This window comes from Vibrio sp. Makdt (assembly GCF_027587015.1).
Taxonomy (GTDB): domain Bacteria; phylum Pseudomonadota; class Gammaproteobacteria; order Enterobacterales; family Vibrionaceae; genus Vibrio; species Vibrio chagasii_B.
The window spans coordinates 77,571-100,605 of sequence record NZ_JAPPTH010000013.1; the positions used below are offsets into that span (position 1 = coordinate 77,571).

Here is a 23,035-nt window from a genome sequence, read left to right on the forward strand (position 1 = left end):
GGGGCTTTTTTGTTGATGCTTGCCCCTTTTTGTTCCACTCTGTTTTAAGACTATTGAAATGTAAGGCTTTCAGGGAATGAAAAAGGTATTCATGGTGTTCGGCATTGTGTTGGCTATCGCCGTTGCGATTATCGCAGCGTTGCTATTAAGCCTACAGACTCAATACCGTGCGGATGTTGCTAACTTTTTTATCAAGCACACGGTTGACCAACCGGTGGTCATTGAAGATGTCGAGTATCAAGCACCTTATCACATCACCCTAATGGGAATCACCTATACCCAACCAGAAAAGCAACCACCTCTGTATATCGATAAGGTCGATCTCTGGTTCAGCCCTGACTCTCTCATTAAAGCCAAACTCGTCTTAGACTCTGTATTAATCAGTGGTATCCAGTTGGAAGCGAACGATCTAGAAACGCTCTCACCACTGTTAACCGAACAAAAGCTCAAGCTCCGCCAGTTGGCAATCAATAACCTGGATTTTTCAACAAACAGCTTTAATGTGCGAGGCATCGACCTGCAGATCGCCGAGCCAACCTTTAGCAATAATCAAACACTGCTGCCTTACGGCAAAACCCAACTTTCCGCTTCGCAACTCTATTGGCAAGGTGAAGCCTTCGATAACCTTCTGATCGACCTTGACCTTAAAGCGAGCGACAGCACCCTTTATGGCGCTTCGTTTGAGTGGCGCGGAGCCAAAATTTCTGGGCAAGCAGAGCAATATAAGCATGATTGGTCATTAGTGAACGTTACCGTTGATGGCTTACGCCTCAACCAGCAGCAAACTCAGAGCCTAGTGAGCAAAGAGTGGGATGTAGCGGGCATTCGTATCAACCATATCAACAGCTTAGATATTTTACGTAGCGACATCGAATGGCAAAGCGGACATCTTGCAGCCTTTGATGCTTCATTAGAAAACATCAAGTTACCTTTCGAGCTTTGGCGACAACAGAAAGCACTTTTCTCTCTGCAAGCCGAAGGAGTCACTGTTGATGATGACATGTTTGTCGAGCCAAATATCAAGCTAAGCCTAGAGCCAAACCAGATACAGATTGAAGATTTCTACACTCAAGTCCTGCAAGGCACCGTTCAGCTCAACGGCGAAGTCACGCCCAGCAGCATTGAATTAGCACAGCTCGATCTGCAAGGCATTAAATGGGTCACAGAAAACCAAGATAAACCTCTGCCAGCCATGCGCCTATTACCTTGGCTTAAAGAGCTTCAGCAAGTCTCTATAGAACGATTGAATGTAGAACGCACTCAACTTATCCAGCTTGCACAAAAGCCTTACTGGCAAGTCTCTGGGCTGCACATTGAAGGACACCAAGTTCAACTGCTGCAAGAGAGAAAGCTAGGTTTGTGGCAAGGGAAGCTGATGGCGAGCGCCAATGATGCCAGCTACAAAAATATTCTCAGCGCACAGCCTGTGGTTGAAATGAATAGCGAACAAGGGAAATGGACGCTGACACGTCTGTTTGCACCTCTCAGAAATGGCTACATTGAAGCTAATGCGACACTCGATTTTAACCAAATCAGTAAGCCATGGAGCATAGACATCTCAGCCGATGGCTTGCCTATCTCACCCATGTTGCAGCAACTCGACTTACCACTCGATGCAACAGGTTATAGTGAGTTTGAGCTTCAAGCTTCTGGTCTCTACGGTGATTCGCTCATGTTGGGCTATTCAACCACAGGTCAACTTAAAGGCAGCGTTCGCCAGGGTGTGATGACCTTTAACGATAAGCTTTCTGAAACCTCGACCGATAACGTGTTTGAAATCCCTGAACTCAGCGCGAATTTTGACCGTGGTCGCTTCACACTAGAACCGATGCACATTATTGGTGCATCGGCCGTAGAAGAAGGCTCACAAAGAGTTCAAACGCTTAATGGTGAGGTTTCTGGAGAGCTAGACCTACTCAAAGCAGAGCAACACTCTCTCTCAATTATGCTGTCCGACCCATGCAACCAAGTCTCTGGCAAACTTGATCAACCGGAGTACGCAGCGATTAATGACTGCCAACAAAAAAGCGCCACTCCAAAGGAGTAGCGCTTTCAATTCATAACTCAAGCTATCATCAAGCAAGCGTGAAGTTATTCGCTCACCTTGCTGTCACTCGACAGGATCTTCTTGTAGTCAGGGATCAACATATAGGTTCCGGTAAACTCTACCGCTTCCACGTCGCCACTATGAATGGTCACGTGAATAATGATACGAGCCTTTCTTCCTGATGCGAGGCGATCCAAATCACCACTGATACCATCTAAAGAAGTAGAAGCGACAGGGTTTTGCTCGACCGGATGACGGTAACGAATATTACTGTCTGCCAGAACGATGTCGCCGGTTAGGCCGCGCTCTTTCATCAGTAACCATGTCATCCCCCAACCCGTTAAGGTTGCCAGAGTAAAAGCTGAACCAGCAAACATAGTGTTGTGAGGGTTCAGGTTTGGATTCAGCTGAGCACTACACTCGAACTGATAACCTGTGTACTGGTTGATCTTGATACCCATCTTATCGCTGATAGGGATCTGGTGCTCCCAACGCTGCTGAAGCTCATTACACCATTCGGGCTTGCGCAGAACATCAGCCATTGGATCAAGTTGCTTCACCATCTGTTGGTGGCGTACAGGGCCGCGTTGGTCGTTAATCTCACCACGACGTTCAAAGCTGTTCTTTTCATAAAATGAGATCGCATCTTCGCGCGCGTTACACACCAAGCGCTTAGCGCCTTCTTGGCGTGCTAATGACTCTAGCGCAACTAATATCAGTGAACCCATGCCTTTGCTTCGGCGTGAGTTCTTCACCGCCATGTAGCGAATCTGACCTTCTAGATCGGGCGTAATGTATAGGCGGCCAATCGCCATCGGGCGACCACGACCATCGACAATCATGCGATGGTGACTCATGCCATCGTACTCGTCACGCTCTGAACCTACTGGCATTCGCCAAGGTTCACGCAACATCTGCCAACGAAAATGGTAATACTTGTTCAGTTGATTTTCGGTGGTTGGAGTTATGAGTTTAAACATGCTTATTCCTTTAAGCTTAAACCTGCAGCCAGAATGTTACTGGGCCATCATTAACCAGAGACACTTTCATGTCAGCTGCGAAGCGGCCACGTTCCGTTGGCAACACTGATTCACATTGGTCAGAGAAATAATTGTAAAGACGCTCGGCATCTTCTGGGTGAGCACCACGAGAAAAGCCTGCTCGTGTGCCTTTTTTGGTATCGGCTGGCAGTGTGAATTGAGAAACCACTAACACCTTGCCATTTACCTGCTTCACGTTGAGGTTCATTTTATCGTCTTCATCTCCAAAGACACGATAAGTCGTCACTCGTTCCATCAAACGTTTCGCTTTGGCTTCGTCGTCACCTTTTTCTACGCCCAATAGTACTAATAAGCCTTGTTCAATCTCACCAACTACTTCGCCATCAACACGGACGGCAGCTTCACTTACTCTCTGAATCAGTGCTATCACTGTTGTTTCCTTGCTCTGTGATTTTGTCGTTATCCGTGGAGTGTACCATTATTTTTTGCGTCTCACTCCACTCTTCCTTCTCACCGAGCGCAGCCGTCACCTCAGCCCCCACCAACACTATCAACCAGCATAAATAAACCCAAACAAACAGAATCGGGATAGCCGCCAACGCGCCATAGATCACCTGATATGAAGGGAACTGAGTAATATAAGCAGCGAAGCCTTTCTTACTGAGTTCGAACAGTAATGCTGCTACCAAAGAGCCAGCCGCCGCATGAGAAAAGTGGATTTTCTTATTAGGTACCAATAGGTATAAACCAAAGAACGCAAAGAAAGAGAGAATCAGAGGGAGCTTGCGAATCAGAGTATTAAAGGCACCGGACACCACTTCGTTTTGTAGCAAGCTTAATGATGTCACATATGAGGTGGCTGCAATGCTCGCCCCAACCAAGATTGGCCCGAGAGTGAGCACCATCCAGTACATCGAGAAAGACAGTACTGCACGTCGCTTCTCGGTCACACGCCAGATGTAGTTTAAGTTCTTATCGATGTTAGAGATCAGCATTAGCGCAGCGATAAATAAGAACACACTACCAACCGCCGTCATCTTGCCCGTGTTGGCGACAAACTCCAACAAGGCACCATGCACCGCATCCCCTGACGCTGGAACAAAGTTAGTAATGATGAAGTTTTGAATCACGATACCCACATCCGCGAACACGGAAAATGATGACAAGATAGAGAGTAAAACCGTCAACATGGGTACGATTGAGAGTAAGGTAATGTACGCCAGATACCCCGCATTCACGTTAACTCGATCATGCGTCATACGCGCTAAAAGATAGCGAAAATACTGGATACTAAGTATGCCGACCTTTCTTATCTTCAACTTGTAACTCCCTAGTAACTCGTTCATAGTCCTAATTATTATTCCGATATATCAATCACAGTGAATAAGTGTTCAAAAATAGCGTAGGAAAAAGGCTTGAGAACAAGGCAGCGTTTTTTGACAAGTAGTTATTCTACAATCAAAAATTCTAACGCCGTTATCGAGCATTTTAACAAGCTAGGTTGAGCGGTTATTTACTACGATTGATATTATTTAACTATAGGAAACAAGGATGCCTTATTTAATAGTTATAGTCCTCTCTATTTTTACTCTTACTGGATGCCAATCCGCTTATTACTCTGCAATGGAGCAAGTGGGCTATCACAAACGTGACATCATGGTCGACAGAGTAGAAGATGCAAAAGAGTCGCAGCAGGATGCTCAGGAAGAGTTTACCAGCGCACTTGAAGCACTCAGCAGCCTGACTAATTTCAGTGGCGGCGACCTAGAAGACATGTACAACCAAATCAACGATAAATACCAAGACAGCGAAAAAGCGGCGCAAAATGTGACTGACCGAATCGCTGCGATTGAAGATGTGTCTGATGCGTTATTTGAAGAGTGGCAAACCGAACTCGACCTCTACACCAGTGACTCCCTACGTCGATCGAGTGAACAAAAACTGCGTGAAACTAAATCGTCTTACCAAACCATGCTGTCAGCCATGAAGCGTGCTGAGAAGAAGATGGACCCAGTACTCAATACTCTGCGAGACAACACCCTTTATCTGAAACACAACCTCAATGCGAGTGCGGTTGGTTCACTGCAAGGTGAGTTTATGAGCCTAGAAAAAGACATCGCGTACGCGATCAAACAGATGAATGCAGCGATTGCCGAGTCGGAGAAATTCCTTGCTCAGCTGAATCAAAAGTAGACAAAACAAGATAAGCCCGTATGAACCCAATCATTATAACTGGCGGCCCTGGCGCTGGAAAAACCACACTGATTAATGCGTTGGCTGATACGGGTTACCCCACCTTCGCAGAGTCCTCTCGCCAGTTAATAGAGCAGCAAAGTCAGCTTGAAGGCGGTATCTTGCCTTGGCTAGACCTTCCCGGCTTTGCTCGCCTATGTTTAACCGTCATGAGCGAACAAAAAGACCAAGCCCGTCAGCATCCAGTTGCCTTTCTCGATCGTGCCATTCCAGACATTTGTGGCTATTTGGCTCAGGCGAAACTAGAGATAAACACAACCTACCGAGAAGCGAGCCAAGGTTATCACCCCCAAGTGTTGTTCTGTCGCCCTGAGGCTTCAATTTATGTACAAGATGATGTGAGACCTTATCCGTTTGAGGAGGCGTTAGAGATTCACCACGCGTTAGAAAGAGTCTACCAAGAACTTGGTTATGAGGTGGTTGAAGTGCCGTTTATGCCAGTCGAAGAACGGCTTCAATTCGTTGAGCGTTACTTAGGTATCAAAAGCTAGATCCCCAACTCGGTCGTTCCTCCCTCTTGAGGATGACGAAGACTTAAACACTCTTCGCATCTCGTTTAACCGTATCTAAACAAATTTACCGTCATTCCCTACAGTGAGGCACGAGCGTGATAAGGAATCTCTTCCATGCCGTAAAGAGATTCCAGATATTTCGTTCCTCAATTCTGGAATGACGATTCGATGACAGGAAATGGATAAAAGAGAACGGGCACCGAAGATACTCACCCTCTTAGTACTTTGCTATCTCCAGTCTAAACACGCTCTTCGTATCCCGTATATCGCTTATTCGTAACCACCAAACAGACTTTCGTCATTCCCTACAGCGAGGCACGAGCGTGATAGGGAACCTCTTCCAAGCCGTAAAAAGAATCCAGATATCTCGTTCTTCGATTCTGGAGTGACAACTCTGTGAATAGAGATGGAACACGCTCTTCGTATCCCGCATCTCGTTTACTCGTATCTTAGCTAACTAAAAAACAAAAGCCCTGAGCAGCTTGGCTACTCAGGGCTTTCTTATTTATTTAGCTAGAAGCTAGTCAGCGAGCAATTAAGCTTTAGCTGGACGTGCTGCACGCTTACGTTCGTTTTCAGTAAGAAGCTTCTTACGGATACGAATGTTTTCTGGCGTTACTTCTACTAGTTCGTCTTCGTCGATGAACTCAAGAGCTTGCTCTAGAGTGTGACGGATAGGTGGCGAAAGAACCTGTGCTTCATCAGTACCAGATGCACGAACGTTCGTTAGCTGCTTACCTTTCAGACAGTTTACGGTCAGGTCGTTTGAACGGTTGTGAATACCGATGATTTGACCTTCGTATACTTCGTCTGCGTGCTCAGCGAATAGACGACCACGCTCTTGTAGGTTGAATAGTGCGTAAGTCAGAGCTTTACCGGTTGCGTTCGAGATTAGAACACCGTTGTTACGTTGACCAATTACGCCACCTTTGTGTGGACCGTAGTGATCGAACGTGTGGTAAAGAAGACCAGAACCAGACGTTAGCGTTAGGAACTCAGTTTGGAAACCGATAAGACCACGAGAAGGCATCATGAAGTCCATGCGAACACGGCCTTTGCCATCTGGAGACATATCAGTTAGCTCACCTTTACGTAGACCGATGTTTTCCATGATGCCACCTTGGTGCTCTTCAAGCACGTCGATTGTCACAGTTTCAAACGGTTCTGTTAGGTTGCCATCTTCGTCTTTCTTGATGATTACTTCTGGACGAGATACTGCTAGCTCGAAGCCTTCACGACGCATGTTCTCAATCAGGATAGAAAGGTGAAGCTCACCACGACCAGATACACGGAAACGGTCTGGATCGTCTGTTTGTTCAACACGTAGTGCAACGTTGTGTACTAGTTCTTTCTCTAGACGCTCAAGGATGTTACGTGAAGTTACGAACTTACCTTCTTTACCCGCGAACGGAGAAGTGTTTACTTGGAACGTCATTGTTACTGTTGGTTCATCAACAGAAAGCGGAGTCATCGCTTCAACGTTGTTCACGTCACAGATAGTGTCAGAGATTTTAAGCTCACCAAGACCAGTGATTGCAATGATGTCACCAGCGTTAGCTTGTTCAACTTCGTGACGGTCAAGACCTAGGTAACCAAGTACAGTACCTACTTTACCGTTACGCTTCTTACCGTCAGCGCCGATGATAGATACTTGTTGGTTTGGCTTAACAGAACCACGAGTAACACGTGCAACACCGATAACACCTACGTAAGAGCTGTAATCTAGTTGAGAAACTTGCATTTGTAGTGGACCGTCAAGGTCAACAGCTGGCGCGTCTACTGTATCAACAACAGCTTGGAACAATGGTTCCATGTCTGTACCAGTTTCGCCTTCAGTCATTGTTGCCCAACCGTTTAGAGCTGAAGCGTAAACAACTGTGAAGTCTAGCTGCTCATCAGTCGCACCTAGGTTGTCGAAAAGGTCGAATACTTGATCCATAACCCAATCAGGACGAGCGCCTGGGCGGTCAATCTTGTTGATTACAACGATTGGCTTAAGACCGTGTGCGAATGCTTTTTGCGTTACGAAACGAGTTTGAGGCATTGGGCCGTCAACTGCGTCAACGATAAGCAGAACAGAGTCAACCATAGACATGATACGCTCAACTTCACCACCGAAGTCCGCGTGTCCCGGGGTATCTACGATGTTGATGCGGTAATCATTCCAGTTGATTGCTGTGTTCTTAGCAAGGATGGTAATGCCACGCTCTTTTTCGATGTCATTCGAATCCATGACACGCTCTTCAGCTTCACCACGAGACTCTAGAGTACCTGACTGTTGTAGCAGTTTATCAACCAAAGTCGTTTTACCGTGGTCAACGTGCGCGATGATCGCGATATTTCTTAACTTATCAATCTGTGGAGTAGACATGGATTCTCGATTCACTCATAAAAGTAGCCGCAAATGACCTCTGAAAATAGAGGAAATGCCACTAGCTTGATTAAAAAAACGGTCAATAATATACCAGATTTTAGACAAAAACCCAGAAATATGTGATCTGAACCAAGGCTTTTTTCTTAGTTAGCGATTCACATTGGCTTAACTTTGATTCAGTACAGTGTTGGCTAGCAAAATCTGTAGGATTCTAAAAAGTCTCGTTCGCGAGTAACTCGCCGAAACTCTGGCTAAATAACAAAAGTGGATTGACAATGTCTGCAATTCATTGCTGAATGGTGTTCGCTTTTGTCTCATATTGGTGCACAGACAAACAATCGCACCAACTTGGTGCAAACAGAGATCATTTTGGTGCAAAATCAGAAGTAAGCGAAACAACAAAACAAGTAAATCATTGAAATTAATGGAATAATTTTTTTGGCACGCTTTTGGCTATAGATAAATCAGCATCGATTAATGCACTTGTTAGACATTAATCAATGCTAGTTTCAACCGAATCGAGCTAATACCGAATTAATAACACTGGAGGTTATCCAAGATGTCAGTAGAAAATGTACTATCCCTGATCCAAGAGAACGAAGTTAAATTTATCGACTTACGTTTTACTGATACAAAAGGTAAAGAGCAGCATATCTCTATTCCTTCTCACCAAGTTGATGCAGACTTCTTCGAAGAAGGCAAAATGTTTGACGGCTCTTCAGTAGCTGGTTGGAAAGGCATTAACGAATCTGACATGGTAATGATGCCAGACGCAGCATCTGCTGTACTGGACCCATTCACAGAAGACGCAACACTAAACATCCGTTGTGACATTCTAGAGCCTGCAACAATGCAAGGCTACGACCGTGACCCACGCTCTATCGCTAAACGTTCTGAAGAGTACCTACGTTCTACTGGTATCGCAGACACAGTTCTAGTTGGTCCAGAGCCAGAGTTCTTCCTATTTGACGACGTTAAGTTCTCAAACGACATGTCTGGTTCTTTCTTCAAGATCGACGACGTAGAAGCAGCTTGGAACACAGGTACTGAATTCGAAGGCGGTAACAAAGGTCACCGTCCTGGCGTTAAAGGCGGTTACTTCCCAGTAGCTCCTGTAGATTCATCTCAAGACATCCGTTCAGCAATGTGTCTAGTAATGGAAGAGATGGGCCTAGTAGTTGAAGCTCACCACCACGAAGTAGCAACTGCGGGTCAAAACGAAATCGCAACTCGCTTCAACACGCTAACAGCAAAAGCTGATGAAACTCAAATCTACAAGTACGTTGTACACAACGTTGCTCACGCATTTGGTAAAACAGCGACATTCATGCCTAAGCCACTAGTTGGTGATAACGGTTCTGGTATGCACGTTCACCAATCTCTAGCAAAAGACGGTGTTAACCTGTTTGCTGGTGATAAGTACGGCGGCCTATCTGAAATGGCACTTTACTACATCGGTGGTGTAATCAAGCACGCTCGTGCAATCAACGCGTTTGCTAACCCATCTACAAACTCGTACAAGCGTCTTGTACCTGGTTTCGAAGCACCTGTAATGCTTGCTTACTCAGCACGTAACCGTTCTGCTTCTATCCGTATCCCAGTAGTACCAAGCCCTAAAGCACGTCGTATCGAGCTACGTTTTGGTGACCCAGCAGCTAACCCATACCTATGCTACTCAGCAATGCTTATGGCTGGCCTTGACGGCATCAAGAACAAGATTCACCCAGGCGAAGCTATGGATAAAGATCTATACGACCTTCCTGCAGAAGAAGCAGCTGAAATCCCAACAGTTGCAGAATCTCTACAAGAAGCTCTAGCAGCGCTTAGCGAAGACCGTGAATTCCTAACAGCTGGCGGCGTATTCTCTGACGACTTCATCGATTCTTACATCGCTCTGAAATCTGACGATGTACAACGCGTGAACATGGCTACACACCCACTTGAGTTCGAACTGTACTACTCAGTTTAATCTCAGGTAGAGATAAGCCATTTCTTACTGCAACCTTGTAAGAATCGCTAACTAAATATTAGGCTCGCCTCGCAGGCGGGCCTTTTTTATATTCTCCCAACCCCTCCTTCTTCGTAACATGCCTTAGATAATAGACAAAAGCCCTCAGAGCCTGTCGAACTAAATACAATAAAATCAATAACAAAGCTAACGCCAAACGTGAAATCACCTAACGGTGGAAAGAGGCCAACCATATGAAAAACATACTGTTCCTGATCGGGTTAACAGTCGCACTCTCATGCTCTGCTCAAACGGTTTATACCTGGGTGGATGAAGATGGCGTACTCCATTTTAGTGATACACCAACAGGCGAAGGTGCCAAGTCACTTCAGCTTCCGGATGTGCAAGCCTCAGCACCCGCACCTAAATTTGAGAGCTCTCAACCCGTTGACGCAAAAGCTTCAACACCCTCTCCAAGCCAAGAGCAACCTAACACACAACAACCTGAGCGAGAGGTCCCTGCACCACTAGCTCTCACCATGCTCACTCCTATTCACGATCAAACCATTCGTAGCAACCGTGGGTTAGTCTCGATTCAAATCGAACTCAACCGCAAACTGGGCATTGGTGAGCAACTGCAATTGATGCTCGATGGGCGACGTTATGGCGCACCACAAACTCAACCGACTTGGCAGTTGAACGATATCGATCGAGGTACTCACACCATTGCAATTCAAGCACATAGAAGCGGCAAGCTTATTGCATCTACTACTCCAGTCACCGTGTATTTACATCGAGCGACGATCAAGTAGGCCAATGGGTTAAAAGAGACTGAATTACCGCGATTTTTCACCTGTTCTCAACAGCTTTCAGCAACTTTATTGAATTATCTTTAGCTTCTGATTGATATGCGCCATACTTGAACTTAGCTACGCACCAATTTGGTGCAGTGAGAAAAACACCAGTTCAAGGACGAAACAGTGAATCGATCAGCCAAAAGCGACAGCATAGATACACACCATCTTTCCAACGCCATTCTCGACAATATGGTGACTTCGACATTGATGCTCGATGAGCAGTTATACGTGCGATACGCCAACCCGGCGGCTGAACAACTCTTTTCACAAAGTGCGAGACGCATTGTTGATCACCCATTAAGTCAACTTATCCAACACGCCTCGCTCGACTTAGCGCTTCTAACTCAACCTCTACAAAGCGGCCAGAGCATTACCGACAGTGACGTTACCTTTGTCGTCGACAACCGCCCGCTGATGCTTGAAGTGACGGTTAGTCCAATTACCTGGCAGCGTGAAACCCTATTGCTCGTAGAGATGCGCAAGATAGACCAGCAAAGGCGCCTTAGCCAAGAGTTAAACCAACATGCGCAACAACAAGCGGCGAAGCTGTTAGTGCGCGGTTTAGCTCATGAAATAAAGAACCCTTTAGGTGGCTTAAGAGGGGCAGCGCAATTACTTGGAAAGATGCTTCCCGATCAGTCGCTGAATGAATACACCCAGATCATTATTGAGCAAGCCGACCGCTTGCGTGCTCTGGTCGACCGCCTACTTGGCCCACAAAAGCCGGGAACCAAGTCAGAAGAGAACCTCCACCAGATACTCGAAAAAGTCAGACAGTTGGTCGAGCTCGAGTCCGGCTCCACACTGGCGATTGAGCGAGACTACGATCCAAGCCTGCCACCAATAGTGATGGACTCAGCGCAGGTGGAACAGGCGATGCTCAATATCGTGAGCAATGCGGCGCAGATTTTAAAGGCACAAGATTCGGGCAAAATTACTATTCGCACCAGAACGGTGCATCAAGCCAACATTCATGGTCAGCGACACAAACTCGCGGCACGCATTGAGATCAGCGATAACGGCCCGGGCATCCCCGATGAATTAAAAGACACCCTGTTCTACCCCATGGTCAGTGGCCGTGAAGGCGGCACAGGGCTGGGACTATCCATTTCTCAGAACCTGATCGACCAGCACAACGGAAAAATCGATGTTGAGAGCTGGCCAGGGAACACCACATTTACGATTTACTTGCCGATTTAAACGAAGTGACACCTCTCAATGAGAAACTGAGTTTCAGGCAAGGAACGAATACAGAACAATAAAAACAATGATTATCACAATAGATTTGGCTGCAAAGGAATTGAATTATGAGTAAGGGATACGTTTGGGTCGTCGATGACGACAGCTCTATCCGCTGGGTAGTAGAAAAGACACTTTCATCAGCTGATATAAAGTGTGAAACATTTGCTGATGCAGAGAGCGTACTACTTGCGCTTGAGCGCGAGACGCCCGATGTACTGGTGTCTGATATCCGTATGCCCGGCATTGACGGGATCGAACTATTGCACCAAGTGCATCAGCGCTCTCCCGACCTCCCGGTGATCATCATGACGGCGCACTCCGACTTAGATGCCGCAGTCAATGCTTATCAAAAAGGTGCCTTTGAATACCTGCCTAAGCCATTTGATATCGATGAGACGCTAACGCTCGTAGAACGAGCGATCGCCCACAGCCAAGAGCAGAAGCGCGAACAAGCCAGTGAAGCCTCTGAAGAGACCAATGCGCCAGAGATCATTGGTGAAGCTCCGGCAATGCAGGAGGTATTTCGGGCTATTGGTCGTCTGTCTCGCTCATCAATATCAGTACTGATTAATGGTGAGTCGGGTACCGGTAAAGAGTTGGTTGCTCACGCTTTGCATCGTCATAGCCCAAGAGCAAAAAAGCCTTTCATCGCACTCAATATGGCGGCAATACCGAAAGACCTCATCGAATCCGAACTGTTTGGTCACGAGAAAGGTGCCTTTACCGGCGCTAACAGCGTTCGCCAAGGACGCTTTGAACAAGCCAACGGCGGCACACTATTTCTGGATGAGATCGGTGACATGCCACTCGATATTCAAACTCGCTTGTTGCGTGTACTTTCTGATGGTCAGTTCTATCGTGTCGGCGGTCACTCTGCAGTTAAGGTAGACGTTCGTATCGTTGCGGCAACCCACCAAGATCTAGAGCGACTAGTGCATGAAGGCGATTTCCGTGAAGATTTGTTCCACCGACTCAACGTTATTCGGATTCACATTCCTGCCCTACGTGAACGTAAACAAGATATCGAAAAGTTGACTCATCACTTCCTAGCCTCAGCGGCTGAAGAACTTGGTGTGGAAGTGAAGACACTGCACCCAGAAACCATAATCAAGCTGAATCAGCTAAATTGGCCGGGTAACGTGCGTCAACTAGAGAACATCTGTCGTTGGTTGACCGTGATGGCGAGCGGAAGTGAAATCCTTCCTTCAGACCTACCACCGGAGCTATTGGAAGAAAAAACCGTCGCACCATCAGGTACTGGAGATAACTGGCAGCAGCTACTTGCTAATTGGGCAAAATGTGCGCTTGATTCAGGAGAAAAAGAGCTGCTCACTTATGCTCTTCCGGAGTTTGAACGTATACTGCTAGAGGCTGCACTCAACTATACGAATGGTCACAAACAAGACGCAGCCAAGGTTTTGGGCTGGGGAAGAAACACCCTAACTCGTAAACTCAAAGAACTGTACTAGGCCTTATATGACTCTCGATGCAGCTACTTTTTAACCAAAAAAGTGTCGCTTGGTTTGAATAGTGTCGGTACAATTACAGTACACTATTCACCAAAGTTGTAGCAACGATGTCTTTGAAAACACAAATTACATTGAGAACCGCTGTGGTTCTGCCCTTCGTGCTGATTTTTCTGTTCACTATGGGCGTAATGGTTTTCACTCAAAAGCAAAGCTACCAAGAGATGGTGAGTGATATTAGTGCACGCCAGCTAACATCACTCACAGATAACGTTCATCAAAGCCTAGATGAGTTCTTAGAGAAGCCATTTCACGCCAACCTCTCGTTAAGCCAAAACATCGGCTATCACAAGCTGTATCAGCCTGGAAACCTTAGCAAGGTTCAAGACTACATCCTTTATAAGTTTTCTGACCATTTCACAGCCGTCCCTCAATTAGATGTGATCGGCTTTGGTTCAGAAGACGGTAACTATGTCGGTTTTCGTAAAGAGGCCAACAACGGCTATACCTTAATGCTCCAAGATGACCGCACTCAAGATCAGCTGGTTATCTATCGCGGCAGTAAGATCAGTGACGATATTCGCTCGGTCATTTCCGGATACGATCCTAGAGTTCGTCCTTGGTATCGTCCTGTTGTCAATGACAAACAGCCGTCATGGTCTCCAATCTATGCCAACGCGGACGAACGCCAAGAGATCACCCTTTCAGCTCTTGCTCCTATCTATGACGACAACGAGTTCAAAGCGGTTATCGTTAGCGATATCAAGATCAACACCTTCAACGCGTTCTTAAGAGAACTGAAGGAAAAAACCGATGCGTCAGTTTACATCATCGATCAACAGCAACGTTTAGTCGCCCACTCTGGCGCTGGCAGTGTGATTTCTTGGGGAACAGGCAAAACTAATAGAGGCCAACGCTTATTAGCTACCGAGAGCGCTAATCCAATAATACGCGAGAGTGCTAGCTACGTTGACCAACTGCACTTGATTGAAAAAGAGGGACTCCAACGCTTCAGATTCACCTTAGATGGCGAACAGTACTTCAATCAAATCACTCCCTACCAGGATGAGCATGGCATCACTTGGTTTATCGGTATGTCGATACCCAAAACCAACTTGCTTGGCGAGCTGCCTGAAAATCAAAGAAATAGCTGGCTAATTGGACTTACCGTGAGCTGCATTGGCATCATCCTAGGCTTAATCGCCTTTAACCGTGTTACTCAGCCAATCACCTCAACCGCTGATGCGGCAAAGCGCCTTGCCAACGGTGATTGGGATACCAATATGCCGAGGTCTGGCCATATCTATGAAACCAGTATGTTGGTTGAAGCGTTCAATGAAATGGCCAACAACTTAAAGGCCTCATTTAAGCAATTGCAGTCTCAACTGACCTACGACTCGCTCACTAAGCTATATAGTAGAGAAGGTTTGATCGATGCCGCTAAGAAGAGTGCAGCTAACGAGAAAGGCACGCTATTCTTGGTGGGTATTGACCGCTTCCGCGACATCAATGACAGCCTTGGCCATTACAATGGTGACCAACTATTGATCATATCCGCGGCACGCTTACGTGGCATGCTACCTTCAGAGTATCTACTGGCTCGTACTGGTGGTGATGAGTTTGCTATCTACGCACCGAGCGTCACTCAAGAGAGTGACGTTCAGCTGCTGGCAAATCGCCTACTGCAGACCTTCGCCTCTCCGTTTGCAATGGAATCTGAGAGCGTGATGATTAAAGTCTCAATCGGTATTGTCCATGTGTCCAATGAGCAAGATTTTACCGTGTGGCTTCGTAATAGCAGCATCGCATTGAGTAACGCCAAGCAAGACAAAGCCCGCGTCAGTATCTACAGCCCGGAAATGGGGAACGCTTCTAGGCATAGAACCAAGATGTTGGCGCGCCTCAATAAAGCGATCGACCTTCAACAGTTCGAACCATTTTATCAGCCAATCATCGATCTCGAATCAGGCTCAACCATAGGGGCTGAAGCGCTAGCGCGTTGGGTAACAGATGAAGGCATTATCTCGCCATTAGAGTTTATTCCTCTTGCCGAGGAGAGTGGGCTCATCTACGACATAGGTAAGCAGATCCTGCACAAGTCCTGTCGAGATACCGCCATCGCAATCGAGTCAGGCAAGTGGAGTGAAGACTTCTCTATTCACGTTAATCTCTCAGTTGACCAGCTTAGTGAGAATGGGTTCATTGATTTAGTGAAGAAGACTCTGAGTGAGACCAAGCTACCAGCGAAGAACCTCACCTTGGAGATTACCGAATCGCGAATCGTCGACAACGACCCAACGGTCATCGACAACATGCTGACACTCAAAGCATTAGGTATCTCAATTGCGATTGATGATTTTGGTACCGGGTATTCGTCGCTGGCCTACCTACAAAAACTGCCATTCGACTGCCTTAAGATCGACCGCAGCTTTGTCAGCAAGCTCGATAAAGAGAACCTAGACAGCTCAATTGTTGCCGCTATCGTCAATATCACCAAAGGCTTCAAGGTTAGCTTAGTCGCTGAAGGGGTTGAGACTCAGCAGCAAGCTGACTTGCTAAAACAGCTGCAATGTCCGCAGGCACAGGGCTTCCTATACAGTCGCCCGGTGCCGTTTGACCAATGGCCGACTGATCTTGCTAACGCTAAACAAGGCCGCAAACAGACTACTGCCTAAGCAAGCTAAGATTAGAGTAAGCCGAATACAAAAATGCCAGCATCATGCTGGCATTTTTTATGTGTTTATTCTTGAGCGAGTGATTAGATAACGCGTGAGAACTGCTGTTGGCGAGCCTTAGCACGCAAGTATTTATCGAAACACATACAGATGTTACGAATCAACAGACGACCACGAAGCGTTACACGGATTTCCTTGTCGTCTACCTCAACCAAGTCATCGTTGATGAAGGTTTGCAGAAGCTCTAAGTCTTCTTTGAAGTAACGATTAAAATCAACAGCGAACTCAGATTCGATCATCGTCTTGTCGAGTTTGAAGTTACAGATCAGCTGCTTAATCACTTCACGACGCAGTAAATCATCGTTATCTAGTGCTACACCTTTCCAAAGCGCATGGCGAAGGTCATTCACTTGAGCGTAGTATTTCTTAAGTTCTTTTTGGTTTTGCGCGTAAGAGTCACCCACCATGGAGATAGCCGACACACCAAAACCTACTAGGTCACATTCGCCCTGAGTCGTGTAGCCTTGGAAATTACGGTGCAACACACCTTCACGCTGCGCCACTGCTAGCTCATCTTCAGGAAGTGCGAAGTGGTCCATACCGATAAACTGGTAACCAGCCCCCGTTAGAGTCTCGATAGTATCTTGCAAGATCGCCATCTTCTCTTCAGCTTTTGGCAGGTCTTCATCTTTAATCTTACGCTGCGCCGCAAACAGTTGTGGCATGTGAGCGTAGTTAAATACCGATAGACGACCCGGTTTCATCTCCAGCACTTGCTTCAACGTTTCAGCGAACAATGCTTGAGTCTGCTTCGGTAGGCCGTAAATCAAATCTAGGTTCGTTGAACGGAAGCCAAGCTCTTTAGCACGCTGAACCATAGCGATAATGAACTCTTCATCTTGCTCACGATTAACCAGCTTTTGCACTTCTTTATTGAAATCTTGAACACCGATACTCAGGCGGTTGAAGCCTTCGTTGCGCAGGTGATCCAGCACATCGAGTTCAATCTCACGTGGGTCAACCTCGATGCTGATCTCAGCGTCAGCAGTGAAGTTAAACTCATCACGTAGAATCATCATTAGACGCGTGATTTGTGTCTTACTTAGGAAGGTTGGTGTACCACCACCGAAATGCAGTTGAGTCACTTCGCGACCATTCAATAAAGAAGCACGTTGGCGGATTTCATGCTCAATCACATCTAGGTACTCGTCCGCTTTGTGCGAGTGACGAGTAATCACCTTGTTACAACCACAGTAGTAACAAAGCTTATGGCAGAACGGGATATGCACGTAAAGCGACAGTGGACGCTCTGGGTATTGCGTACACGCCATGTCGTAATCAGAGACGGTAAACGCTTCATGGAACTCCAACGCAGTTGGGTATGAAGTGTAACGAGGTCCCGAATAGTTGTACTTGTTTAAGATTTCTTGGTCCCAAACGATTTGCTGATTCGTTGTTACTGGCTTGCTCGACATAGCGGTACTTCCAATTTAGATCCGCGAGAACCTAGGCTCTCTCAAATCAATTTACATACATTAAAATATAGACGGGTTATTTTGCCACACGACCTTTAAGGTCGTTTCAAGACAAAATCCATTTTCTAGATAAAAACTCAGAACTGCTAGCTTGATCACTAACAATGCACCGGAATACAGAGGCGCAAAAGGTAAGAAGGCTCATTTATCTCTCGGGTTAAAGATAATTCATCTTAAAAACACCGGTAGTAAACAAGCCTCTATATTTAATAGTCTTAGTGACTAGATCATCTGGATGTTGATTTGGTTATTAAGAGGCTTAACCTTCTCTTGCAACCTTTTCAAATCTTCGATGACTGCATCGTTCAAGCGAGTCTCTGCCTTGTGGCGTGTGAGATTCTGCTGCATGCGCTCTTTCTTTGTCAGTTCCTGCCTTTCTTCTCCGCGTGCCATATCTTTAACGATATGGTACAGCTCGGAAAGGGCCGGATATTCTGCGTCAAGGTCGACACGCTCATCTCCCTGAACATTATCCATGATGATACACACTCGGATACTGATCTCAGGCAAATCACACTGGCCTTGAATACCCGCAAGACACAAAGTATTTACGTTTTCGTAAATCGTCGCGTTACGTTTTTCAATCGCTAGTGCTTGATGCTGCTTTTGCAACTCCGTCTGCTTCTTCACTTGAAGTAGAAGGTAACCTGCGTAAGAGCCCAAGCCGAGAATGATAATTCCACCAGCAATTGCTAATAAGGTTACGTTCATTGGCTATTAACCTTTAAAGCTGTCTAAGTCGATGTCTTCGAACTGAGATAACAAGTCTTCGTCAGAGCTTGCTTTCTTTTTCGATACAACGGGTGCTTCTTCGAAGATTTCTTCTTCATCGTCTTCTGGCTCTAGCAAACCTAAACGGCCCATTAGGTGCTCAATGCGATCAAGCTTCTCATCAACGAACTTCTGTAGACCAGCACCTAGGTTTTCACCATTTTCGATACGATCTAGTAGTGTGTTCAGCTGTGGATCATTCTCAAGCATCTCTAACTCTTGCTCGTTAGATAGCTTACGCTCTTGCTTAGTCAGCTTCTTCACTGGTTCAACGATCAGTGGGATTTTTTTCTTGCTACCTAAACGTGGGTCGCGATCTTGTGCAGCTTTACGCTGTTTTGCTTCGCTACCATCTGAGTGGCGGCTACCCGATTTTAGGCCCTTGCGCTTTTTAATACGCTTACGTTCACGACCTTCAACGTCAGATTCGCTACGGTTACGAGTAACGATAACTTCAGGAGCACCATATGCTCCCGGCTTTCTAGATTTTTTACTACGGCTCATTACTGGGTCTTCCTCAGTAAAATTACATCATTTCCAATAAATTCGAGTTCGAGCTTATCCCGCTCAGCCAAAAACTGGAATGTTTGACGACTAAAGAAGACGACATGTGTCGGGTCATTCTTATAGTGCCAACCAGCAAACGCGTCCACGTCTATTACTAGCTTGGTCATCAGACCAATCCAGCCCTTGGGCTTAACTAAATTCAACCATTGCTGCCACACCTGATCTGGGTGGTAAAGATGCTCTATCACCTCGGTGGCAGTCATAAAGTCATACGTTTTCTCCAGCACAGAAGTTTCTGGGTGGTAGTAAATATCGTATAACTCCATGGTGTGTCCGGCTTCTTCTAACATAATAGATAGCGTAGGGCCTGGGCCACAACCAAAATCCAACCCGTGTGAGTTAGATGAAATTTTGTCTGTTAATGGATCCGCGATGCGAGATAAAAAGCGGCGATAACCAGCATCACTAGGATCGTTCTCATGAAGATCATAGTGCGCTTTCTCTTCGTTTGCTTCTAACCTTTGATCTGGTTTTACAAATACCAGCTCACATTGCTGACACTGCAGATAGGCTCTGCGTTTGTCTTCAAAATAGTGATTCACGCCATGGTGATGGCATAAGGGACAAGTATACATAGCACATCCTTAAACAGGGATGCGAAACATACCAGAAACTGCGTTTATAGTGGAGAGGTATTGGGTGTTTTTTCATCAAATCAATAAAAAAAGCGATAGGAAAACCTATCGCTCTCTAAATCTGCCTATATCGGCCAAAATTTGCATACTCAACTTGGTACACAAATCTCCATTTGTTATTGGTGCTTTCCATGCCAAATTTGTTTGTTGTTCATCGTCCTGATGAGTTTTGGCTATCCTTTTCTAACACCTTGTTGCTGGGCTGTCCTAGCCTGATCCGTTTCTGTCTATACCGTTAGACTAGATGATCATCCATATCTAAGTCAGCTCCTAGCTGATGGCGGTTACTTTACCGTGTTACAAAAAGACTACAATAGTGCGACTTCACACTTTCGCACACAAATTGATCACACATAGATAAATTAGACATAAAAAGACAAAGCATCACTAATATCTATTAAATAGCCCTTGAAAAAGAAAACGCCCCAATCATTTCTGATCAAGGCGTCTTCTTCAATCTCGCTCGAACGTACATTTCTTCACTCTGGCTAAGAGCGAGAAACCGACAAATTAGTGTAGACCACCAACGTACTTCGATAAGGTATCAATTTCTGCGTCTGTTAACTTTTTAGCTACATCACGCATCATCGCATTCATGTCGTTATTACGGCTACCATCGCGGAATTTTTCAAGTTGAGCCTTGATGTATTCTGCGTGTTGACCTGAAATTTTAGGGAAACCTGACAGCTCGGTGCCGTTACCACGAGGGCCGTGACAAGCGATACACGCTGTTAGGCCGCGCTCTGCGTTGCCCGCTGTGTAAAGTACCTTACCTTCATCAACTACGTTTTCAGGTGTAGAGTTGTTAGAGATAGGTAGAGATGCGTAGTATGCCGCTAGGTCAGCCATATCTTCTTCAGATAAAGGCATCGCCATTGCACCCATTACAGGTTCATAACGACCTTGCTTACCACCACTCGTCATACCTAGCTTAAGCTCCTTTAACTGCTTCTCTAGGTACTTCTCATGTTGACCAGCCAACTTAGGGTACTGAGTGATCAGACTGTTGCCGTCAGCACCGTGGCAGGCAACACATGTTTGTGATTTGGCTTTACCAGCTTCAATACTACCTTGAGCCCATACTGAGCAGCTGGCTAAAAGACTCAAAATTAGCGCTAATTTCTTCATGACATTCCATTATAATTATCAAGCTTCCAGTACCACTCTATGTTGCCACTCATGGTACAATAGGCGACCTTATGCCGAGCACGGTTATTTTACACAAATTCACAAAAAAGTAATCAATCGACTACACAAAGTCGAGATGGAGTTAACAGTGAGCGTAAAAATTCATTATCAAAACACGCATTTCATTACCAGTGCACCTGATATTCGTCACTTACCAGAAGACGAAGGGATCGAAATTGCGTTTGCAGGACGCTCCAATGCTGGTAAATCTAGCGCGCTAAATCGCGTTACCAACCAAAAAAGCTTAGCGAAAACCAGTAAAACACCTGGTCGAACTCAGCTTATTAACCTATTTAAGGTAACGGACGGTTGTCATATCGTCGATTTACCTGGATACGGTTTTGCTCAAGTACCGCTTGAGATGAAGAAAAAGTGGCAGAAGTCGCTAGGTGAATACCTACAAAAACGTGAATCGTTAAAAGGTTTGGTGGTATTGATGGACATTCGCCACCCGATGAAAGACCTAGACCAACAAATGATTTTCTGGGCCATTGATAGCCGTATTCCAGTACAAGTACTGCTAACTAAGGCCGACAAGCTGAAACAAGGCGCGCGTAAAGCACAGCTGCTGAAGATTCGCAAAGATGCAGAGTCTTTCGGTGGTGATGTCGCCGTTGACGTATTCTCTTCATTGAAAGGCATTGGTGTTGACCAACTGCGTAACAAGATGGATGAATGGTTTGCTCCAGCGCTTGCTGAACAACTCATCGACGAGCTAGAAAACGAAGAGCACAACGATTCAGAGTAACCTCTATATATAGAGGGAGCACATAGCGAATCGATCGCGACTTCAACAGATCGCACCTTATCAATACCCTGCCTTATATAGGTGGGGTATTTTTTTGTCTATAAATTAGCGGTTTAAACTCAAAAACCGAGAATAAAAAGCAAGATAAACCCGTTACAAACAACAGAAGTGAACCATACTAAAAGACAAACTTTTACAAACAGTACAATGAGAAAGGAACACTCATGTGGAAAATACCCCTAGTCACAATGGCACTGATAATGGTTTCATTTTCAGGGTTCGCCTCTGAAGCAGACACAACAGAAACTCCGCTGATCAACGTTGATATGACCTTAGACTTAGATGGTATGGAGAAATACGCTCAAGATGCGAGTGAGTCTCTTGAGGTAATATCACAATCGCTGCAGGCCATCGTTAATAACCCTAACCTTAGCGACGAGCAACAACTGGCGCTTAATCAAACGGTTGAAAGCATCAACAAACTTGCCGATACCACCAAGACCTCGCTCCATCAACTGCCACAAGCCTTAGACCAATCTCGCGTTGCCTTTAAGCAGACAAGCCAAACGCTGCTCGATGATATTCAAACCAAGATCATCATTGCGTTGGTTGCCGTTGTCGGTGTGATTATTATCGCCCTAACCGCGATTTATCTACTGATCTTGAAGCCAATGCAGCAAACCTTGGTAAAGGCGACCAACAATATCTCCTCAATGGCGCAGTCCATACAGATCACCGCCGAAGCCCTCAAGTACAGCACAGAAAAACAACAGCAAATCATGGACTACATTGAGCATTCACCCACTCAATGCACTGATAAATAGGGCGCGAGCGATCAATCCTTTATCGGCAACTTGTAAAATAAAAGTTATTTCAAATAATAAAACAATCATTTTATGTGTGGATTTAAATTACCAATTGCTGATTGAATTCCAAATTCACCACGAATGAAAGAGAGAAAGAAGACACGTAAAAAGCGTAATAAAAGCACTAGAAATGGGGCGTTTTTCAGGGGAGTTGTAGGGTAGAAATATTTTTCTTTCGCACAAGAAAAAACGCCCCAGTCAAATACTGACTGGGGCGGCTGAATCAGCCTAATCCAATAACGTGAAACAAAAGGTCTGAAAGATAGAACATCTTACCTCTGTACCCTACGAGATTTAATGTACAACAATTGCTCAGAAATGAAAACAATTTTTGTAGTTTTTTTTCATGA

The 23,035-nt window shown here is 45.7% G+C and carries 20 protein-coding genes; 10 read left to right on the forward strand and 10 right to left on the reverse strand.

What is annotated here, in order from left to right; genetic code table 11:
- The first annotated feature begins 76 nt into the window (after window positions 1-76).
- Entirely contained in the window at window positions 77-2,047 is a 1,971-nt protein-coding gene (locus tag OH460_RS16730; protein ID WP_269998812.1) for an AsmA family protein, read from the forward strand.
- 44 nt (window positions 2,048-2,091) lie between these two features.
- Here OH460_RS16730 and OH460_RS16735 read toward each other — a convergent pair whose 3' ends face one another.
- The 3 genes from OH460_RS16735 to OH460_RS16745 are packed head-to-tail and all read right to left on the reverse strand — an operon-like array spanning window position 2,092 to window position 4,394.
- On the reverse strand, window positions 2,092-3,027 hold the full coding sequence (locus OH460_RS16735) for a bifunctional GNAT family N-acetyltransferase/hotdog fold thioesterase (protein ID WP_269998814.1): 936 nt from the start codon (window positions 3,025-3,027) through the stop codon (window positions 2,092-2,094).
- Between the two features lie 16 nt (window positions 3,028-3,043).
- Window positions 3,044-3,478 (reverse strand): D-aminoacyl-tRNA deacylase, encoded by a 435-nt coding sequence (gene dtd, locus OH460_RS16740; protein WP_004741469.1) that lies wholly within the window; start codon window positions 3,476-3,478, stop codon window positions 3,044-3,046.
- Entirely contained in the window at window positions 3,450-4,394 is a 945-nt protein-coding gene (locus OH460_RS16745; RefSeq protein ID WP_269998819.1) for a virulence factor BrkB family protein, read from the reverse strand. Before OH460_RS16745 ends, dtd begins: the two co-directional genes overlap by 29 nt.
- A 205-nt stretch (window positions 4,395-4,599) precedes the next feature.
- Between OH460_RS16745 and OH460_RS16750 the strand changes: the two genes are divergently transcribed.
- Together OH460_RS16750 and OH460_RS16755 are read left to right on the forward strand one after the other, a co-directional pair.
- On the forward strand, window positions 4,600-5,241 hold the full coding sequence (locus OH460_RS16750) for a DUF2959 domain-containing protein (RefSeq protein WP_269998821.1): 642 nt from the start codon (window positions 4,600-4,602) through the stop codon (window positions 5,239-5,241).
- 20 nt (window positions 5,242-5,261) lie between these two features.
- Window positions 5,262-5,792, forward strand: coding sequence for an AAA family ATPase (locus OH460_RS16755; protein ID WP_269998822.1), 531 nt, complete (start codon window positions 5,262-5,264; stop codon window positions 5,790-5,792).
- Between the two features lie 556 nt (window positions 5,793-6,348).
- Here the strand turns inward: OH460_RS16755 and typA are convergent.
- Window positions 6,349-8,184 (reverse strand): translational GTPase TypA, encoded by a 1,836-nt coding sequence (gene typA, locus OH460_RS16760; RefSeq protein WP_008218470.1) that lies wholly within the window; start codon window positions 8,182-8,184, stop codon window positions 6,349-6,351.
- A 562-nt stretch (window positions 8,185-8,746) separates the two neighbouring features.
- On the opposite strand from typA, the gene glnA reads away from it, so the two are divergent.
- The 5 genes from glnA to OH460_RS16785 all read left to right on the forward strand — a co-directional run bounded on the left by glnA (window position 8,747) and on the right by OH460_RS16785 (window position 16,375).
- Window positions 8,747-10,156: a glutamate--ammonia ligase gene (gene glnA / locus OH460_RS16765; RefSeq protein ID WP_008218471.1), complete on the forward strand. Its 1,410-nt coding sequence runs from the start codon at window positions 8,747-8,749 to the stop codon at window positions 10,154-10,156.
- Between the two features lie 233 nt (window positions 10,157-10,389).
- Window positions 10,390-10,947, forward strand: coding sequence for a DUF4124 domain-containing protein (locus tag OH460_RS16770; RefSeq protein WP_269998825.1), 558 nt, complete (start codon window positions 10,390-10,392; stop codon window positions 10,945-10,947).
- Between the two features lie 168 nt (window positions 10,948-11,115).
- The gene (gene glnL / locus OH460_RS16775) at window positions 11,116-12,192 is read left to right on the forward strand and encodes a nitrogen regulation protein NR(II) (RefSeq protein WP_061033103.1); all 1,077 of its coding nucleotides are present in this window, start codon (window positions 11,116-11,118) and stop codon (window positions 12,190-12,192) included.
- Window positions 12,193-12,299: 107 nt separating this feature from the next.
- Window positions 12,300-13,703: a nitrogen regulation protein NR(I) gene (gene glnG, locus OH460_RS16780; RefSeq protein WP_269998827.1), complete on the forward strand. Its 1,404-nt coding sequence runs from the start codon at window positions 12,300-12,302 to the stop codon at window positions 13,701-13,703.
- A 107-nt stretch (window positions 13,704-13,810) separates the two neighbouring features.
- On the forward strand, window positions 13,811-16,375 hold the full coding sequence (locus tag OH460_RS16785; RefSeq protein ID WP_269998829.1) for a bifunctional diguanylate cyclase/phosphodiesterase: 2,565 nt from the start codon (window positions 13,811-13,813) through the stop codon (window positions 16,373-16,375).
- An 83-nt stretch (window positions 16,376-16,458) separates the two neighbouring features.
- Here OH460_RS16785 and hemN read toward each other — a convergent pair whose 3' ends face one another.
- The 5 genes from hemN to OH460_RS16810 form a co-directional block, all read right to left on the reverse strand.
- On the reverse strand, window positions 16,459-17,850 hold the full coding sequence (gene hemN, locus OH460_RS16790) for an oxygen-independent coproporphyrinogen III oxidase (protein ID WP_269998831.1): 1,392 nt from the start codon (window positions 17,848-17,850) through the stop codon (window positions 16,459-16,461).
- Window positions 17,851-18,132: 282 nt separating this feature from the next.
- Window positions 18,133-18,621 (reverse strand): DUF2489 domain-containing protein, encoded by a 489-nt coding sequence (locus OH460_RS16795; RefSeq protein WP_008218483.1) that lies wholly within the window; start codon window positions 18,619-18,621, stop codon window positions 18,133-18,135.
- A 6-nt stretch (window positions 18,622-18,627) separates the two neighbouring features.
- On the reverse strand, window positions 18,628-19,185 hold the full coding sequence (gene yihI, locus OH460_RS16800) for a Der GTPase-activating protein YihI (protein WP_008218484.1): 558 nt from the start codon (window positions 19,183-19,185) through the stop codon (window positions 18,628-18,630).
- Window positions 19,185-19,823 (reverse strand): class I SAM-dependent methyltransferase, encoded by a 639-nt coding sequence (locus OH460_RS16805; RefSeq protein WP_269998837.1) that lies wholly within the window; start codon window positions 19,821-19,823, stop codon window positions 19,185-19,187. Before OH460_RS16805 ends, yihI begins: the two co-directional genes overlap by 1 nt.
- A 570-nt stretch (window positions 19,824-20,393) precedes the next feature.
- Window positions 20,394-21,011, reverse strand: coding sequence for a c-type cytochrome (locus OH460_RS16810; protein WP_061033100.1), 618 nt, complete (start codon window positions 21,009-21,011; stop codon window positions 20,394-20,396).
- A gap of 148 nt (window positions 21,012-21,159) precedes the next feature.
- Here OH460_RS16810 and yihA point away from each other — a divergent pair, with 148 nt between their 5' ends.
- Both yihA and OH460_RS16820 read left to right on the forward strand, forming a co-directional pair.
- Entirely contained in the window at window positions 21,160-21,819 is a 660-nt protein-coding gene (gene yihA / locus OH460_RS16815; protein WP_032498332.1) for a ribosome biogenesis GTP-binding protein YihA/YsxC, read from the forward strand.
- A gap of 224 nt (window positions 21,820-22,043) precedes the next feature.
- On the forward strand, window positions 22,044-22,643 hold the full coding sequence (locus tag OH460_RS16820) for a GTP-binding protein (protein WP_116869839.1): 600 nt from the start codon (window positions 22,044-22,046) through the stop codon (window positions 22,641-22,643).
- A gap of 265 nt (window positions 22,644-22,908) precedes the next feature.
- Here the strand turns inward: OH460_RS16820 and OH460_RS27455 are convergent, their stop codons facing one another.
- A complete protein-coding gene (locus OH460_RS27455) occupies window positions 22,909-22,956 on the reverse strand; it encodes a hypothetical protein (protein ID WP_438356636.1) in 48 nt (15 codons plus the stop codon).
- Window positions 22,957-23,035 lie beyond the last annotated feature (79 nt).

Coding starts and splice junctions, on each gene's coding strand:
- OH460_RS16745 (WP_269998819.1), bottom strand. CDS start 4,394: ATGAACGAGTTACTAGGGAGTTACAAGTTGAAGATAAGAAAGGTCGGC.
- OH460_RS16735 (WP_269998814.1), bottom strand. CDS start 3,027: ATGTTTAAACTCATAACTCCAACCACCGAAAATCAACTGAACAAGTAT.
- yihI (WP_008218484.1), bottom strand. CDS start 19,185: ATGAGCCGTAGTAAAAAATCTAGAAAGCCGGGAGCATATGGTGCTCCT.
- OH460_RS16785 (WP_269998829.1), top strand. CDS start 13,811: ATGTCTTTGAAAACACAAATTACATTGAGAACCGCTGTGGTTCTGCCC.
- glnG (WP_269998827.1), top strand. CDS start 12,300: ATGAGTAAGGGATACGTTTGGGTCGTCGATGACGACAGCTCTATCCGC.
- typA (WP_008218470.1), bottom strand. CDS start 8,184: ATGTCTACTCCACAGATTGATAAGTTAAGAAATATCGCGATCATCGCG.
- OH460_RS16750 (WP_269998821.1), top strand. CDS start 4,600: ATGCCTTATTTAATAGTTATAGTCCTCTCTATTTTTACTCTTACTGGA.
- OH460_RS16820 (WP_116869839.1), top strand. CDS start 22,044: ATGTGGAAAATACCCCTAGTCACAATGGCACTGATAATGGTTTCATTT.
- OH460_RS16795 (WP_008218483.1), bottom strand. CDS start 18,621: ATGAACGTAACCTTATTAGCAATTGCTGGTGGAATTATCATTCTCGGC.
- OH460_RS16805 (WP_269998837.1), bottom strand. CDS start 19,823: ATGTATACTTGTCCCTTATGCCATCACCATGGCGTGAATCACTATTTT.
- glnA (WP_008218471.1), top strand. CDS start 8,747: ATGTCAGTAGAAAATGTACTATCCCTGATCCAAGAGAACGAAGTTAAA.
- hemN (WP_269998831.1), bottom strand. CDS start 17,850: ATGTCGAGCAAGCCAGTAACAACGAATCAGCAAATCGTTTGGGACCAA.
- OH460_RS16730 (WP_269998812.1), top strand. CDS start 77: ATGAAAAAGGTATTCATGGTGTTCGGCATTGTGTTGGCTATCGCCGTT.
- OH460_RS16770 (WP_269998825.1), top strand. CDS start 10,390: ATGAAAAACATACTGTTCCTGATCGGGTTAACAGTCGCACTCTCATGC.
- OH460_RS16755 (WP_269998822.1), top strand. CDS start 5,262: ATGAACCCAATCATTATAACTGGCGGCCCTGGCGCTGGAAAAACCACA.
- OH460_RS16810 (WP_061033100.1), bottom strand. CDS start 21,011: ATGAAGAAATTAGCGCTAATTTTGAGTCTTTTAGCCAGCTGCTCAGTA.